This window comes from Pseudomonas sp. HC1(2025), assembly GCF_058742075.1.
On record NZ_CP196017.1, the window covers coordinates 1813238 to 1828832 of the forward strand.

13 protein-coding genes and 2 pseudogenes are annotated in these 15595 nt (G+C 60.6%); 6 read left to right on the forward strand and 9 right to left on the reverse strand.

The annotated features are described in order from the left end of the window. Positions 1-78 precede the first annotated feature (78 nt). Positions 79-705, forward strand: coding sequence for a TetR/AcrR family transcriptional regulator (locus ACSSVH_RS08015; protein ID WP_492634320.1), 627 nt, complete (start codon positions 79-81; stop codon positions 703-705). A gap of 275 nt (positions 706-980) precedes the next feature. Continuing rightward, a complete protein-coding gene (gene mqo / locus ACSSVH_RS08020; RefSeq protein WP_492634321.1) occupies positions 981-2627 on the forward strand; it encodes a malate dehydrogenase (quinone) in 1647 nt (548 codons plus the stop codon). A 115-nt stretch (positions 2628-2742) separates the two neighbouring features. Here mqo and ACSSVH_RS08025 read toward each other — a convergent pair whose 3' ends face one another. From ACSSVH_RS08025 to ppnN, 3 genes and pseudogenes are all read right to left on the reverse strand, one after another. Continuing rightward, positions 2743-3117, reverse strand: a complete 375-nt coding sequence (locus tag ACSSVH_RS08025) for a hypothetical protein (protein WP_170057766.1) — start codon at positions 3115-3117, stop codon at positions 2743-2745. Positions 3118-3201: 84 nt separating this feature from the next. Further along, positions 3202-3303 (reverse strand): annotated as a pseudogene (locus ACSSVH_RS08030) (AbrB/MazE/SpoVT family DNA-binding domain-containing protein); the annotation flags it as partial. Positions 3304-3411: 108 nt separating this feature from the next. Beyond that, entirely contained in the window at positions 3412-4785 is a 1374-nt protein-coding gene (gene ppnN, locus ACSSVH_RS08035) for a nucleotide 5'-monophosphate nucleosidase PpnN (RefSeq protein ID WP_169954154.1), read from the reverse strand. A 328-nt stretch (positions 4786-5113) separates the two neighbouring features. Between ppnN and fabV the strand changes: the two genes are divergently transcribed. Then, positions 5114-6307, forward strand: a complete 1194-nt coding sequence (gene fabV, locus ACSSVH_RS08040) for an enoyl-ACP reductase FabV (RefSeq protein ID WP_169954153.1) — start codon at positions 5114-5116, stop codon at positions 6305-6307. A 209-nt stretch (positions 6308-6516) separates the two neighbouring features. Then, entirely contained in the window at positions 6517-7140 is a 624-nt protein-coding gene (locus ACSSVH_RS08045) for an HAD family hydrolase (RefSeq protein WP_492634322.1), read from the forward strand. On the opposite strand, the pseudogene ACSSVH_RS08050 reads toward ACSSVH_RS08045, so the two are convergent. Together ACSSVH_RS08050 and punR are read right to left on the reverse strand one after the other, a co-directional pair. Next, positions 7137-7337: pseudogene (locus ACSSVH_RS08050) on the reverse strand (LysR substrate-binding domain-containing protein); the annotation flags it as partial. The gene ACSSVH_RS08045 and the pseudogene ACSSVH_RS08050 sit on opposite strands and share 4 nt — an antisense overlap. A 99-nt stretch (positions 7338-7436) precedes the next feature. After that, positions 7437-8354, reverse strand: a complete 918-nt coding sequence (punR, locus tag ACSSVH_RS08055; protein ID WP_169953328.1) for a DNA-binding transcriptional activator PunR — start codon at positions 8352-8354, stop codon at positions 7437-7439. Positions 8355-8476: 122 nt separating this feature from the next. On the opposite strand from punR, the gene punC reads away from it, so the two are divergent. Next, positions 8477-9661: a purine nucleoside transporter PunC gene (gene punC, locus ACSSVH_RS08060; RefSeq protein WP_170043401.1), complete on the forward strand. Its 1185-nt coding sequence runs from the start codon at positions 8477-8479 to the stop codon at positions 9659-9661. Here punC and ACSSVH_RS08065 read toward each other — a convergent pair. Both ACSSVH_RS08065 and ACSSVH_RS08070 read right to left on the reverse strand, forming a co-directional pair. Next, positions 9658-10491: a nucleoside-binding protein gene (locus ACSSVH_RS08065; RefSeq protein ID WP_170043402.1), complete on the reverse strand. Its 834-nt coding sequence runs from the start codon at positions 10489-10491 to the stop codon at positions 9658-9660. The genes punC and ACSSVH_RS08065 overlap by 4 nt on opposite strands. Before the next feature lie 143 nt (positions 10492-10634). Next, positions 10635-11585 carry a LysR family transcriptional regulator gene (locus ACSSVH_RS08070; RefSeq protein WP_076961310.1) on the reverse strand — a complete coding sequence of 317 codons (951 nt, stop codon included), beginning with the start codon at positions 11583-11585 and terminating at the stop codon, positions 10635-10637. Positions 11586-11757: 172 nt separating this feature from the next. Here ACSSVH_RS08070 and ACSSVH_RS08075 point away from each other — a divergent pair, with 172 nt between their 5' ends. Next, complete coding sequence (locus tag ACSSVH_RS08075; RefSeq protein WP_169953331.1) at positions 11758-13269, forward strand: nucleobase:cation symporter-2 family protein; 1512 nt, start codon at positions 11758-11760, stop codon at positions 13267-13269. A gap of 70 nt (positions 13270-13339) precedes the next feature. Here ACSSVH_RS08075 and ACSSVH_RS08080 read toward each other — a convergent pair whose 3' ends face one another. Together ACSSVH_RS08080 and ACSSVH_RS08085 are read right to left on the reverse strand one after the other, a co-directional pair. After that, positions 13340-14092, reverse strand: coding sequence for an alpha/beta fold hydrolase (locus tag ACSSVH_RS08080; RefSeq protein WP_169953333.1), 753 nt, complete (start codon positions 14090-14092; stop codon positions 13340-13342). A gap of 187 nt (positions 14093-14279) precedes the next feature. Next, a complete protein-coding gene (locus tag ACSSVH_RS08085; protein WP_170043403.1) occupies positions 14280-15554 on the reverse strand; it encodes an MFS transporter in 1275 nt (424 codons plus the stop codon). Positions 15555-15595: the final 41 nt, after the last annotated feature.

Below are 15595 nucleotides of genomic sequence, written 5' to 3' on the forward strand. Positions count from 1 at the left end.
AGAATAGGCCCGTCCATTCATTACCGTCAACTCGATATGGGTTAAAGTGATGAAATCACACCCACAGGTAAGCAATTAATGGCCGGACGTCCGCGCGAATTTGATAGGGAAGCGGCATTGCAGCGCGCCATGTTGTTGTTCTGGGAGCAAGGGTACGAGGGCACCAGCATGTCGGCGCTGGTTGAGGCGCTGGGCATTGCCTCGGCGAGGATTTACGCCGCTTTTGGCAGCAAGCAGGCGCTGTTCCGTGAGGCGGTGGCGTTATATGAAAGCGGCGAGGGTGGTTTTGCCGACTATGCGCTGGCGCAGGCAGACCTGAAAAGCGCGATCAGGGGCATGCTGGACAATGCCATCAGCACTTACACGCAATCGGGTCGGCCCGGCGGCTGCCTGGTGGTGAGTGCCGCAAGCAGCACCAGCCCGGACGGCGCTGAGGTTCAGCAATGGCTGCGCGAGCACCGTCTGCAACGTACCCAGTCGATTATCGACAGGTTGCAGCGCGGGCAGGAAAGCGGCGAGCTTGGCGCGGGTGCCGACGTGCAGGCACTGGGGGACTTTTATGCGACCTTTTTGCACGGTATTTCCATCCAGGCGAGGGATGGCGTTACACCTGAGCGTCTTCGCCAGTCTGTCGAGGTGGCGCTGAGCCTGTTGCCAACCCGACCGTCAAGTCCAGAACAGACGCCCGATCCCGCCGGAGCATGATATTCTGCGCGCCATCTTGGTCTATTCTCTCTCTGGTACGCACTCCCGAATGCGTACCGGCAGGGTAGCTGTCGCCGAGGTAGCTGAAGCCAATAATGATAAGAAGTCAGCGCAGAAGGGACATAAAAGTGAGGTCGATACGTCGGCCTTGTGTGCCCACCCTGCAGTACTTGCGAGTACGGGAACCCGCCAGACGTTGCCTGATGTTTGGCGCACCACGGTTGCCGGAAGGTCGAGGGCGGTAGGGCGGAAGGCGTTTTATCATAGGTGCTACGATGTTTAAAAAAGTGAACACTGCCCTGCTGGGTCTGGCTTTGTCGATGGGGATTACTTCCGTCCAGGCGGAAGAGGCAAAGAAAGTCGATGTGCTGCTGATCGGCGGCGGCATCATGAGTGCGACCCTGGGTGTATGGCTCAATGAGCTGCAGCCGGATTGGTCGATGGAGATGGTCGAGCGCCTGGATGGCGTCGCCGAAGAAAGCTCCAATGGTTGGAACAACGCCGGTACCGGTCACTCGGCCCTGGCTGAGCTGAACTACACCCCGGAAAACAAGGACGGCACCGTTGAGATCCCGAAAGCGGTCGAGATCAACGAAGCGTTCCAGATCTCCCGCCAGTTCTGGTCGTGGCAGGTTCAGCAAGGCGTTCTGAAGAACCCGCGTTCGTTCATCAACTCCACTCCGCACATGAGCTTTGTGTGGGGCGATGACAACATCAAGTTCCTGAAAAAACGTTACGAAGCGCTGCAGGCGAGCCCGCTGTTTGCTGGCATGGAATACTCCGAAGATCCGGTACAGATCAAGAAGTGGGTTCCGCTGATGATGGAAGGGCGTGACCCGAACCAGAAAATCGCCGCGACCTGGACACCAATCGGTACTGACGTGAACTTCGGCGAGATCACCCGCCAGTTCGTCGCTCACTTGCAGACCACGCCCAAGTTCGACCTGAAACTGTCGAGCGAAGTGCAGGACATCACCAAGAACGCCGACGGTTCGTGGCGTGTCAGCTACAAAAACCTGAAAGACGGCAGCAAGACCGAGACCGACGCCAAGTTCGTATTCATCGGCGCGGGCGGCGGTGCCCTGCACTTGTTGCAGAAGTCGGGCATTCCTGAAGCCAAGGAATACGCAGGCTTCCCGGTGGGTGGCTCGTTCCTGGTGACCGAGAACCCAACGATTGCCGAGCAGCACCTGGCCAAGGCCTACGGTAAAGCTTCGGTTGGCGCGCCACCGATGTCGGTACCGCACCTGGACACCCGCGTGCTGGATGGCAAGCGCGTGATCCTGTTTGGCCCATTCGCGACCTTCTCCACCAAGTTCCTCAAAGAAGGCTCGTACCTGGACCTGCTGACCAGCACCACCACCCACAACATCTGGCCAATGACCAAAGTCGGTATTCGTGAATACCCACTGGTCGAGTACCTCGCTGGCCAACTGATGCAGTCCGATGACGACCGCTTCAAGGCGCTGCAAGAGTACTTCCCGAACGCCAAGAAAGAAGACTGGCGCCTGTGGCAAGCCGGTCAGCGTGTGCAGATCATCAAGCGTGACGAAGAGCAGGGCGGCGTCCTGAAACTCGGTACCGAAGTGGTCAGCTCCGCCGACAACACCATCGCCGGCCTGTTGGGTGCATCGCCAGGTGCGTCCACTGCAGCGCCGATCATGCTGACCGTGCTGGAAAAAGTGTTCAAGGACAAGGTCGCTACCCCGGCCTGGCAGGAAAAGCTGAAGCAGATCGTGCCGAGCTATGGCACCAAGCTGAACGGCAGCCCTGAGCGCGTTGCGCAAGAATGGGCCTACACTGCCAAGGTTCTGCAACTGACGCCTCCGCCAGCCATTCCGCAAATGGCTGCCCCACAGACGACCGAGGCTGCCAAGCCTGCGGCCGAGCCGAGCAAGCCGGCGGCTGACATCGCGCTGTAAGCGGTTGACGAGGTCCTGAAACAGGATTGAGTCGCCAGTTAAAAACCCGCTGAACCGGTAACGGTCAGCGGGTTTTTTGATTGTGGAGCTTTATTGGAGCGCAACTGGGCTGGCTTTAGCCCGGCTTTTTCGTTCCCAGCAGCCGCACTTCCTTGAGCAGTGCCGCCCCCAATTGTTCGGTACCTAGCTCCTTGTACCCAACCGCCTTGATCTCACCGTTCTCTTCCGCCTGGATGATGATCACCGGCGTTTCCTTGCCTGTACCCGCTTCGACGTGCATGGCGTATTGGGGGATATCCAGCTTGATGGGAGTACCTGCCGCCTTGCCTTTCACATTGATCAGAAACGCCGCACAGCCATTGTCGACATCGTCGTTGGTGGCAGAACGGCCGCTGACGAAACAGGTCTCTGGAAGGTCCGGCCAGGCGATGGTTTCTGCCAGGGCGAGGGTGGGGGTCAGGAGCAGGGCAGCGAGCAGAAGCGTGCGCACGTTGGGCAGTCTCTAATAAGGGCGGTGGAACACAGGTTTTACCAAAGCAGGTCCGTTGCAGCAACGCCAAGGTATCTTGGCCAATCATCGCGCTTTTGCTCCCTGCGCGGCGACTGCCTGGCTCACCTGTTCAATGCTGACGGCCGTGGCGGGTTTGCGGATCAGGCCCTTGAGGTCCTGGACGCTATGGTAGGTGTCGCTGGTCTGAATAGGTAAAACCCTAGTCCGCCTTCATACCTTCGACACCCATCAGACAGCCCTAAAGCAATCCAACCTATGATCTGGCGATGTGCCTTACTGCACCACGCGATAGCACGGCACATACGCCGCGCCACCGGGCAGTTTCATCCGGTGTTGCTCCACAAACGCCTTCAACAGTTCATCCAGCGGCTTCATGATGCTCGGGTCGCCGTGGATCTCGTACGGGCCGTTCTGTTCGATCAGGCGGATGCCCTTGTCCTTGACGTTACCCGCCACAATCCCCGAGAACGCCCGACGCAGGTTGGCCGCCAGTTCATGGGGCGGCAGGGCATGGCTCAGTTGCAGGCTGGCCATGTTGGCGTGGGTCGGGTCGAACGGGCGCTGGAAGCCTTCGTCGATCTTCAGCAGCCAGTTGAAGTGGAAGGCATCGTTGCGCTCGCGGCGGAACTGTTTGACGGACTTGAGGCCCGCGGTCATCTGCCGGGCGACTTCGGCGGGGTCATCAATGATGATCTGGTAGTGGGCCTGGGCCGCCTCACCCAGGGTCGCGCCGACAAACGCATGCAACTGTTGCAGGTACGGCGCTGCCTGTTTTGGCCCGGTGAGGATGACCGGGAAGGGCACGTCACGGTTGTCCGGGTGCATGAGGATGCCCAGCAGGTACAGGAATTCTTCGGCCGTACCGGCGCCGCCCGGGAAGATAATGATGCCGTGGCCGACACGCACAAAGGCCTCCAGGCGTTTTTCGATATCCGGCAGGATCACCAGTTCGTTGACGATCGGGTTCGGCGCTTCGGCGGCGATGATGCCAGGCTCAGTGAGGCCCAGGTAGCGCCCGCCGGTGATGCGTTGCTTGGCGTGGGAAATAGTCGCGCCCTTCATCGGGCCTTTCATCACGCCAGGGCCGCAACCGGTGCACACATCGAGGCTGCGCAGGCCCAGTTCGTGCCCGACTTTCTTGGTGTATTTGTATTCTTCGGTATTGATCGAGTGCCCGCCCCAGCACACCACGATCTTCGGCTCGACACCGGGGCGCAGCGTACGCGCGTTGCGCAACAGGTGGAACACGTAGTCGGTGATGCCCTGGGAGGTGCTCAGGTCGATGCGTTGGCTATCGAGCTCGTTTTCGGTGTAGACAATGTCGCGCAGGGCGCTGAACAGCATTTCCCGGGTGCTGGCGATCATTTCGCCATCCACGAACGCGTCGGCGGGCGCGTTCAACAGTTCTAGGCGCACGCCGCGATCCTGTTGATGGATGCGTACTTCAAAGTCCTTGTAGGCGTCGAGGATGGTCTTGGCATTGTCGATATGGGCGCCGGTGTTGAGAATTGCCAGGGCGCACTGGCGAAACAGCGTATAGATGCTGCCGGAACCGGCTTCGCTCAGTTGCTGGACTTCACGTTGCGACAGCGTTTCGAGACTGCCCTTGGGGCTGACGGAGGCATTGATGACTTGGCGTTGAGGCATTCTTATTCCCTGAAAGCGCAGCCACCGGGCGCTGAACAGCCAGTGGCATGAGGATGACGAGCGCCGAATACGGTCGCACAGGACGGGCATTTTCCCTGCCCTACAGGCAGGACGCAAACTCCGCTCTGCCTCATCATGCCGCAGAATTTGCTGAATTCACGCCCTTGTCGGAAAAATATAGTGCCTTTGGCCAGTGTGGATTGGATTTTGCGAACAGAAGAATTGCGACTATCGTGACGCTTCGGTTTTTCGGACGTCATAGACCAGTACGATTGACGCCGTAATGGCCACCATTGGCCATCGGCACCTTGGAAGAGGCAGAAATTTTATGATCATCAAACCGCGGGTTCGTGGCTTTATCTGTGTGACCGCTCACCCTGTTGGCTGCGAAGCGAACGTCAAAGAGCAGATCGACTACGTGACCCAGCACGGTGCCATCGAAGGCGGCCCGAAGAAAGTCCTGGTGCTCGGTGCGTCCACCGGTTACGGCCTGGCTGCGCGTATCAGTGCCGCTTTTGGTTGTGGCGCCGACACCCTTGGTGTGTTTTTCGAAAAAGAAGGCGAGGAAGGCAAGCTCAGCTCTGCCGGCTGGTACAACAGCGCCGCTTTCCACAAGTTTGCTGCACAAAAAGGCCTGTACGCCAAGAGCATCAATGGCGATGCGTTCTCTGACGAGATCAAGCGCCTGACCATCGAAACCATCAAGAAAGACCTGGGCAAGATCGACCTGGTGGTTTACAGCCTGGCCGCGCCACGCCGTACCGACCCGCAGGGCGTGGTGCACAACTCCACCCTCAAGCCGATCGGCAAGGCCGTGACCCTGCGTGGGATCAACACCGACAAGGGCGTTGTGGTCGACACCACGCTGGAGCCGGCGACCCAGGAAGAAATCGACGGCACCGTCAAAGTGATGGGCGGCGAAGACTGGCAGCTGTGGATCGACGCCCTGCGTGACGCCGACGTGCTGGCCGAAGGCGCCAAGACCACCGCGTTCACCTACCTGGGCGAAAAGCTCACCCAGGATATCTATTGGAATGGCTCCATCGGCGAGGCCAAGAAAGACCTCGACAAGAAAGTCCTGACCCTGCGCGACAACCTCGCCGCACTCAAGGGCGATGCCCGTGTCTCGGTGCTCAAGGCCGTGGTTACTCAGGCCAGTTCGGCGATCCCGATCATGCCGCTGTACCTGTCGCTGCTGTTCAAGGTGATGAAAGAGCAGGGCACCCACGAAGGTTGCATCGAGCAGGTCTACGGCCTGTTCAAGGACAGCCTGTACGGCAGCGAGCCGAAGCTTGACGCCGATGGCCGCCTGCGTGCCGACCTGGCTGAGCTGGAACCGAAAGTCCAGGACGCCGTGGCGGCGCTGTGGAACCAGGTGACCGATGACAACGTCAACGAGATCAGCGATTTTGCCGGCTACAAGGCAGAGTTCCTGCGCCTGTTCGGTTTTGAGATTGATGGCGTGGATTACGACGCTGACGTCAATCCGACCGTGAAGATCGAAGGTCTGGTCCAGGCTTAACCCCTTGTAGGAGCCGGCTTGCCGGCGAAAATCGTCAACGATTACGCGGGGTGCCTGGCGCCCCGTGGCGTTCTCGGGTTTTTCGCCGGCAAGCCGGCTCCTACAAAAGCTCACATTTAGGAACCGTCCTACCTTTCCTTGCTTGCCCCTTCTTGACCTCGGTGTGCCAGACTGCGTCCGTTATCACACTCGGCTAACGGAGGATCTTCATGACGATTCGTGCAGTAGTTTTTGACTTTGGCGGTGTCCTGTTCGATTGGAGCCCGCAGCATCTGTACCGCAAACTGATTACCGGTGACGAGGAGCGCCAATGGTTCCTCGAGAACATCTGCACCCAGGCCTGGAATACCGAACAGGACGCTGGACGCACCCTGGCTGAAGGCACCCACAGCCTGATTGCCAAACACCCGCAACATGAGGCGCTGATCCGGGCCTACTACGACCGCTGGCATGAAATGCTGCGCGGCCCGCTCGCCGACGGCGTGGCGATTCTCGAAGACTTGCATGAGGCCAAAGTGCCGCTGTTCGGCCTGACCAACTGGTCCGCAGAAACCTTCCCCTACGCCCGCGCCAACTATCCCTTCCTGAAACACTTTCGCAATATCGTGGTGTCCGGCGAGGTGAAGCTGATCAAGCCTGACCCGGCGATCTACCGTGCCAGCCTCGACCAGGTGTGCGCCCATCTGCCGGATATCCAGCCCGAGGAGCTGGTGTTTATCGACGATGTGGCCGAAAACGCCCATGCCGCCAGCGCCCTGGGCTGGCACGGTATTCATCACGTATCACCCGCGCAGACCCGTCGTGAGCTACAGGCCCTGGGAGTGAGTTTCTAGCGCGCCCATTGTTCGATCGCAAAGTCGACGAAGGCCCGCAGCTTGGGCAGGCGATAGCGGTCCTGTGCATATAAGAGGTGCATCGAGCGCGAGGGTGACTGATAGCCTGGCAGTAGCGCCACCAGCCGGCCGGCCTGCAGGTCGGCGCCAACCAGCGCGTCGGGCAGCATCACGATGCCCATGCCTTCCACGGCCGCACCCTGGGCACCATGGCCGCCAGCGACGGGCTATCGGTGCGCCTGCGTGGCCAAGCTCTTCACCCCAAGCCGCCCATGATTGTGCGGGGCATCGCTCGGTTACTGTGAAACGGGCCCGTTGAGCCACTCCTGGTTCATGGTCTGGCTATCCCCCAGGTAGTCCAGGAGCCAGGCCATGGCCGGTGACAGTTTGTCCTGGGCCCAGGCCACGCAGGACGGGCTGGCCGGGAAGGGCCGGGACAGTTCCAGGGCGGCCAGTTCGCCGCTGTCGATCAATGGCTGCACCAGGTGCGCCGGGACCATGCCCACGCACAGCCCGTCCTGCAGGCAATCCATGGCCGAGGCCCAGTTGGGGACCACCAGGCGTCGCTGGTTATCCAGGGTCCAGGTGTCGCGCTTGGGCAGGTTGCGTGAGGTGTCGGTCATGCACAGCGACGCAAAGGGCCGCAATTGATCGTCGCTGAGCAAACCCTCGACCTGTGCCAGCGGATGCCGGGCGCTGACCACGCACAGCCAGTTCAACAAGCCCATGTCGCGAAACGTGAAGTGGCTGGCCACCGGCACCGCGCTGGTGGCGCCGATCACAATATCGGTGCGCTCGTCTGCCAGGGCATCCCACACACCGTTGTACACCTCGTACTCCAGCAGCAGTTCCACTTCCGGGAACTGGCGATAGAAATCCAGCACCAGTTGCCGGCAGCGTTGCTGTTTGACGATGGAATCCACCGCCACTTTCAGCTGGCCGCTCCAGCCATTGGCCACTTGCTGGCACAGTCGGCGGGTGCCCAGCATGGTTTTCATCACGCCACGGGCCTCGTCGATAAACAGGCGGCCGGCGGGGGTCAGTTCCACATCCCGGTGGCGACGGATAAACAACGGCACCGCCAACCACTCTTCGATTTGCCGTACGGTGTAGCTGATGGCCGAGGGTACGCGGTGCAGTTCCTGGGCGGCGGCGCTAAAGCTGCCGTGACGGGCCACGGCATCCACCACGTCCAGGGAGTATTCGGACCACATGGGCATTGCCTTCAAAAATATTGATAAGAGTGTTCAATTATTATCGCTTCACAGCGCAACTGTCAGCCTCATAATAGGCGCCAGTCAGCAAATTGTTTGATGGCAGGACTAACAAGGCTTCAATGAAAAACTCTTTTGGTTTCACCTGGTACCTAGCGGGGCTGAGCATGCTCGGCTATCTGGCCATGGATATGTACTTGCCCGCGTTCGGCGCCATGGGCGAACACTTGCAGATTTCCCCCGGTGCGGTGGGGGCCAGTTTGAGCATCTTCCTCGCCGGTTTTGCCGTGGGGCAACTGCTCTGGGGCCCGCTGTCTGATCGCCTGGGGCGCAAGCCGATCCTGTTGGCCGGCCTGAGTCTGTTCGTGCTCGGCTGCCTGGGGATGTTCTGGGTCGAGACCGCGCCGCAACTGCTGGCCTTGCGTTTTGTACAGTCGATTGGGGTGTGCAGCGCCGCAGTCAGTTGGCAGGCGCTGGTGATTGACCGGTACCCGGCTGACAAGGCGCACCGGGTGTTTGCCAGCATCATGCCGCTGATGTCCCTGTCACCGGCGCTGGCGCCGCTGTTGGGCGCGGTGGTATTGAATCACTGGGGCTGGCAGGCGATCTTCGCCGTGTTGCTGGGTATCTCGCTGTTGCTGCTATTACCGACCCTGTTTCTCAAATCCATGCCCAAACGCCTGGCCGCCGACGGCGAAAAAGCCCGGCTGAGCTACGGGCAACTGTTCAAGTCGCGGGTGTTCATCGGCAATGTGCTGATCTTCGCCGCGTGCTCCGCCAGCTTCTTCGCCTGGCTCACGGCCTCGCCGTTTATTCTCGGTGGCATGGGCTACAGCCCCAATGACATCGGCCTGAGCTATGTGCTGCCGACCCTGGCGTTTCTGGTGGGTGGCTACAGTTGCCGCAGCGCCTTGCAACGGTTCCAGGGCAAACTCTTGTTGCCCTGGTTGCTGGTGGCGTATTGCGTGAGCATGGTGGCGCTGTATTTGGTAGCGACCTTGACGGTGCCGACGCTGACCACCTTGCTGATTCCGTTCTGCTTGATGGCCCTGGTCAACGGCGCCAGCTACCCGATTGTAGTGGCGAATGCGCTGATGCCGTTTTCGGAAAACTCCGGCAAGGCTGCGGCACTGCAAAACACCCTGCAACTGGGCTTGTGCTTTGTCGCCAGCCTGCTGGTGTCGTCGTTGCTGGAGCAGCCATTGCTGGTCACGGTGATCGTGATGCTGGCGACCGCGCCGCTGGCGGTGTTGGGTTACTGGCTGGCGCGGCCCAAGTCGGACGAGTCGCAGTTGGCGGCAGCTTAAAACGTCACTTCCATATTCAGGGTTGGCGTTGAGGTGCGGCTGCCACGGCCGCCGTCCACGCCAAACTTGTTATGCCAGTATTCGTAGCCCACGCCCAGGTATAGGTTGGGCTTGACGCTTTTGCCCGGCCGGACGGCGACCATCAGTGCCGTGCGCATCAGCGTTTCTGCGGCGGTGTCGCGACTGTTGTAGTCGTGGCCCTTGTCGCCGACATGGTTGATGAACCCCTGGAACTTCGCGCCATGGTTGCCGAGCTCGAACGGGCGCATCCAGGTCAGGTTGAGCATGTAGGTGTCGTCGAAGGTGTGGTTCGGATCTTTCGCGCCTGGGATGCCGGAATGGTTGTTTTCCTTGTAGTACATCAGGCTCAGGTCCAGCACCCCGACGGTATTGAACTTCAGGGTCGGCCCGATCACCAGGGCGCGTTTTTTCGCCGACGCCAGGTTGTTGTTGCGGTTGGCGTCGAACCCCAGGGTCAGCGCGTAATCCTTGATCAGCCCGGTGCCCTGCGGCATGTCGAATACCCGTGATGCATACAACTGGTGCCGGTAGACCGCATACACCTCGCTGCCACCGTGATCGGTGCCCTTGCGCGGATCGCGGCTGTCGGACAGGAATACATCGAGATGTAGGAAGTTGCTGCCGTACTGGTAGCCGCTGGCGTGGGTGAAGCTGTAGATGCGCTTGCTGAAATCGTCAGGGTTGTTCGGATTGGTGAACTGTTGCCCGTAGCGAAATCCTACGCTGTTGTTCATCCATTCCACCGCGACAGCCTCCCCGCCGCCGAGGAGCGTGAGTAATACGGTTGCGCCGTGCAGTGCCTTTTTCATTGTTTTAGTTCCTTTGGCGTTTGGCTCATGGCAGCCGTGCAGGGGCCGCCGGGCGCAGTATCGACACAACCGCCGTGCTGCTCAAAGAACAGAATATCGACTGGGCTGCTGCCGAATCGGCAGCACTGAAGCTGGCCTGAAGGTCAGGAAATACGCGGTGTACAGGGTGATTCTTCGCGTTCGCGCAAAGCGATTTCCTCGCTGATCAGGTGGGCCATCGACTCCACCGCCGTAGGCAAATCCCGACCTTTGCGCGCATACAGCCCCAGGTCGCTGAACATCCCGCCCTGGTCGCTCAAGGGGATGTGTAGCAACTCACCCCTGGCCAAATCGGCCTCGATCCCGATCCGCGTCTGGAACGCCACCCCCAATTGCTGGCGCGCCAACTGCCGCGCCAGTTCCATGGAGTTGCTTTGCAGCAACGGCTTGTGCGCAGCCGGCGAACGTTTGTGCAGCGGGGCAATCAGGTGATGGATCGACAGCTCGCTGTTGGCCTGGATCACCCCGTGTTCAGCGCACAGGGTGTAGCTGACGCTGGCGTGTGAGGCCAGTGGATGTCCCGGTGCCACCAACGCACCCAGGCGGAAATGCCCGACACACAACTGTGTGGTTTCCGCACTGCGTGGCAGGGCAAAGGCCAGCCCCAGGTCTGCCTGGCCGTTGATCACCGCCGCCGGAATCGATTGTGAACCCTGCACGGTCACCCCGATGGTCACCGCCGGGTAGCGCTGGCGCATGCGCTTGAGCACGGCTGGCAGCAACTCCACTGTCGCGCCTTCCACCGTGGCGATTTCCACATGCCCGGTCTGCACCTGGTTCAGGCCTTCCAGTTCGCCGCGCACCCGTTCCACATCCTGCAACACCAGGGTGACATGGCGGGTCAGGATTTCCCCCGCAGCGGTCAGGCGCAACCCACCGGGCAAGCGTTCGAACAGGGCCGCGCCGACTTCGTCTTCAAGTTTGAGAATCTGCCGGTTCACCGCCGACGACGCCACGTTCAGCCGGCGCGCAGCTTCGCGGATCGAATGGCAGCGGCGGACCATATCGAAGTAGCAAATGGCCGCAGAGTGGATGCGCAGCGTGCGGTTGAGCATTTTTTTCAGATCCTTGTGGGCACGGCTTCAAGCCTTGGGGCAGGGCGGCTGAATGGATTTTTGTAACGTCGATGCCGGGTATCTTGTGGAAATGATTGTATACAGCTCTATGGACATCCAATCTTTCTATTGCATACAGTGAGCGCACAACAAAAACAGAGATCCCCTCACCATGACTATCCCGAAGGCGTCACCGCAACGGCCAGAAGATGAGAATCTTGGCGTCGCTGCCAACATGGCTTACGGCCTGCAGCATGTACTGACCATGTACGGCGGTATCGTGGCCGTGCCGTTGATTGTCGGCCAGGCGGCCGGGCTATCCCCCGCCGATATTGGCCTGTTGATCGCCGCGTCGTTGTTTGCCGGTGGCCTGGCCACGCTGTTGCAAACCCTGGGCCTGCCGTTTTTTGGCTGTCAGTTGCCTTTGGTGCAAGGGGTGTCGTTTGCCGGTGTGGCGACCATGGTGGCGATTGTCGGCAGCGATGGCGCAGGCGGTGTGCCGGCGATCCTGGGGGCGGTGATGGCCGCGTCGCTGATCGGGCTGCTGATTACCCCGATATTCTCGCGAATTACCAAGTTCTTCCCGCCGCTGGTGACCGGGATCGTGATTACCACCATCGGCCTGACGCTGATGCCGGTCGCCGCCCGCTGGGCCATGGGCGGTAACAGCCGTGCCGCTGATTTTGGCAGCATGCCGAACATCGGCCTGGCGGCCATCACCCTGGTGCTGGTGCTGTTGCTGAGCAAAGTGGGCAGCGCCACCATCTCGCGCTTGTCGATCCTGCTGGCGATGGTGTTTGGCACATTGATCGCGGTGTTTTTGGGCATGGCGGACTTCTCTACCGTGACCCAGGGCCCGATGATCGGCTTCCCTACGCCGTTCCATTTCGGCATGCCGACCTTCCATGTGGCGGCGATCCTGTCCATGTGCATCGTGGTCATGGTGACCCTGGTGGAAACCTCGGCGGACATTCTGGCGGTGGGCGAGATCATCGACACCAAGGTTGACTCCAAGCGCCTGGGCAATGGCCTGCGTGCCGACATGCTGTCGAGCATGTTCGCGCCGATCTTCGGTTCGTTCACCCAAAGCGCCTTCGCCCAGAACGTCGGCCTGGTGGCGGTGACCGGGGTCAAGAGTCGTTATGTGGTGGCCACGGGCGGCCTGTTCCTGGTGATCCTTGGCCTGCTGCCCTTCATGGGCCGGGTGATTGCCGCAGTACCGACCTCGGTGCTGGGCGGCGCCGGGATCGTGTTGTTTGGCACCGTGGCGGCCAGTGGGATACGCACGCTGTCCAAGGTTGATTACCGTAACAACATGAACCTGATCATCGTCGCCACCTCCATCGGTTTCGGCATGATCCCCATCGCCGCGCCGAGCTTCTACGATCAGTTCCCCAGCTGGTTCGCGACCATCTTCCACTCGGGGATCAGTTCCTCGGCGATCATGGCGATCCTGCTGAACCTGGCGTTCAACCACTTCACTGCCGGCAACTCGGACCAGCAGTCGGTGTTCGTCGCCGGCACCGAGCGCAGCCTGTGCTTCCAGGATGTGGCGGCGCTGCGCGACGGGGATTATTTCAGCAAGGGCAAATTGTTTGATGCCGAGGGCAAGGAGATCCCGCTGGTGGATGCATCACTGCAGAAAGCGACGGTGGCGGGGCGGGCTGAAACCAGCGAGGTGTAGCCAAAACACCGCAAAAAACTGAATGTGGGAGCGGGCTTGTCGGATCGCTCCTACATTTGATTGGTGGTGTTTAGAAGACCGTTGGTGAGCACACCTCATCCAAAAACTTCACCACCGTGCCCATGCACGGCTGGCGCTCCTCCACATGGGGCATATGGCTGGAGTCTTCAAACAGCGCTGCGCGTACATCGGCGATTTCATCGAGGAACGCCTTGAATTCCAGCGGTGTGGCCTGGTCATGCCGCCCGGAAATTATCAGGGTTGGCACTTGGATCTGCGTCAGCCGGCCAATGCTGATCGGGCCGTGCAGGGCGTTGTAAACCGTAGGATCGGCCGCCATCTGGGCGAAGGTACGTGCCACTTCTTCGGGCCACGGGTTGATCCGGCACAAGGGTTGGTCATCGAAGCCGGCCGCCAGGTTGGCGGCGATCAAGGCGCGCAGGCCCCGGGGTTGGCGAAGCGCGTGTTCACTGCCGAGCCTGCCGCCCCAGGCATGCCCAAGGATTGCGTAATGGTCGCTGATGCGCAGATGGTCGAGCAGGTTGTCCAGCTCTTCGAGAAACAGCTCAACCGTCCAGAAACCGGCGGGCTGGTGGGGCAGGTGGGTGGAGTGGCCATTGCCCAGTTGGTCGTAGTGAATCACCGCATGCCCACTGGCGGCCACGTCCTTGAAGGCGTCCAGGTAGTCATGGGTGCCACCGGGGCCGCCGTGGAGGACGACCAGTGGGGTCTTGCCGCTGTCGAGATTGCCGGTCACGCGGTACCAGGTCTGGTAGCCGCGAAAGGCGGCGTAGCCCTGGCGGATCTGTTCGATGAATTCCATTTCCGGCCCTGCCATCAAAAATTGGTGGGGTACACGATAGTTTGAACAAAACGTTTAAGTAACTGGCAAAACGGCTAGGTTTTCCAGGGGGATTGGTGCGAGTGCCCATTGGAGAAACCGGCTTGCCGGCGATAGCGTATTGGCCTGACGCGCCGCTATCGCCGGCAAGCCGGCACCGACAGCGGGGTTATTGTTTTTGCGGGTCAAACTGCTTGTCGCGGATGAACAGCGCCGGGATCACCCCGCAGATGAAGTACGCCGCGCCCATCACCAAAAAGCCCACGCCAATCGAGCCGTGGGACGCCAGGAAGCCAATGGCTGCCGGCGCGACCGCCGCGCCGATCCTCCCGATGTTGTAGGCGCCGCCCACGGCTGAGCCGCGGAATTTCGCCTCGAAACTCTCGGTCATGTAGGTCGCGTTCACGCCGTAGGGAATGCCATACAGGAAGCCGAAGACAATCAGCAGCCAAAGGATATTCTCCGGGCTCTGGTACAGCACGATCACCGGCAGGAACACCGCCGTCCCCAATGCGCCGAAGGCAAACACCACGCGCCGCCCCAGGCGATCGGCCGCGAGGCCGGCGAGGATCTTGCCGAAAATCATTGCCGCGTAGGTGCCGACCATGTAGCTGGTCATCGACTTGAAGTTCATCCCCAACTCGCCTTCGAGGTAGGACGGCATCCAGTTGTTGACCCCGTAGTAGCCAAACTGCAGGAAGCCTGCGGTCAGCGCCCAGAGCAGGAACATGCGGCTGGCCTTGGGATCACTGAAAATCAGCTTGAACATGCCATCGGGCTTTTTCGCCGAGACGCGCTGGGTGCCTTCGGCTTTTTCCCGCGCGCGTTCGGCCTGGGCGTTGAGCCAGGCCTGGGGCTCCGGCACCAGGCGTTGCATCAGCACGGCGAGGATCACCGGGATGATCGCCACGTAGAACAGCCAGCGCCAGCCGTGGTCCGGCAGGATCCAGCCGGCCAACAAGGTCGCGACGATATAGCCCACCGACCAGCCGGCCTGCAAGGTGCCAAGCACGGTGGTGCGGTAGCGGGTCGGCACGTATTCGGCCATCAGGGTGTTGCAGGCGACATACAGCGCGCCCAGGCCGAGGGAGGCGAAGAAACGGGTGGCCGCAAACTGCCAGTAGCTGTGGGTCAGGCCAAGGATCGCGGTGCCCACCGAGAACAGCACGATGCTCCACACCACGGTCTTGACCCGGCCAAAGCGGTCACAGGCCCAGCCGCCGTAAATCCCGCCGACCGCCATCCCGGCCAGGGTGAAACTGCCCAGGCTGCCGGCCTCGACACTGGTCAGGCCGAACTCGGCTTTCAGGCTGCTGAGACTGTAGGACAGCAGCATCAAATCTGCGCCATCGATCAAGAGGCCGAGGAAGCAGAAAATGAAAACAATGATCCACAGGTTGTTTTTTGCGGGCGACAACGCACCCGCCGATGCGGCGACTTCCATAGCGATACCTTGTTGTAGTTGTAGGGCACGGTTTATGGGGG

Bases quoted from the DNA above. Each gene is read 5' to 3' on its own strand.
- ACSSVH_RS08015 (WP_492634320.1), top strand. From the start codon at position 79: ATGGCCGGACGTCCGCGCGAATTTGATAGGGAAGCGGCATTGCAGCGC.
- ACSSVH_RS08065 (WP_170043402.1), bottom strand. From the start codon at position 10,491: ATGAAAAAGGCACTGCACGGCGCAACCGTATTACTCACGCTCCTCGGC.
- ACSSVH_RS08080 (WP_169953333.1), bottom strand. From the start codon at position 14,092: ATGGAATTCATCGAACAGATCCGCCAGGGCTACGCCGCCTTTCGCGGC.
- ACSSVH_RS08045 (WP_492634322.1), top strand. From the start codon at position 6,517: ATGACGATTCGTGCAGTAGTTTTTGACTTTGGCGGTGTCCTGTTCGAT.
- punC (WP_170043401.1), top strand. From the start codon at position 8,477: ATGAAAAACTCTTTTGGTTTCACCTGGTACCTAGCGGGGCTGAGCATG.
- ACSSVH_RS08085 (WP_170043403.1), bottom strand. From the start codon at position 15,554: ATGGAAGTCGCCGCATCGGCGGGTGCGTTGTCGCCCGCAAAAAACAAC.
- punR (WP_169953328.1), bottom strand. From the start codon at position 8,354: ATGTGGTCCGAATACTCCCTGGACGTGGTGGATGCCGTGGCCCGTCAC.
- ACSSVH_RS08075 (WP_169953331.1), top strand. From the start codon at position 11,758: ATGACTATCCCGAAGGCGTCACCGCAACGGCCAGAAGATGAGAATCTT.
- mqo (WP_492634321.1), top strand. From the start codon at position 981: ATGTTTAAAAAAGTGAACACTGCCCTGCTGGGTCTGGCTTTGTCGATG.
- ppnN (WP_169954154.1), bottom strand. From the start codon at position 4,785: ATGCCTCAACGCCAAGTCATCAATGCCTCCGTCAGCCCCAAGGGCAGT.
- fabV (WP_169954153.1), top strand. From the start codon at position 5,114: ATGATCATCAAACCGCGGGTTCGTGGCTTTATCTGTGTGACCGCTCAC.
- ACSSVH_RS08070 (WP_076961310.1), bottom strand. From the start codon at position 11,585: ATGCTCAACCGCACGCTGCGCATCCACTCTGCGGCCATTTGCTACTTC.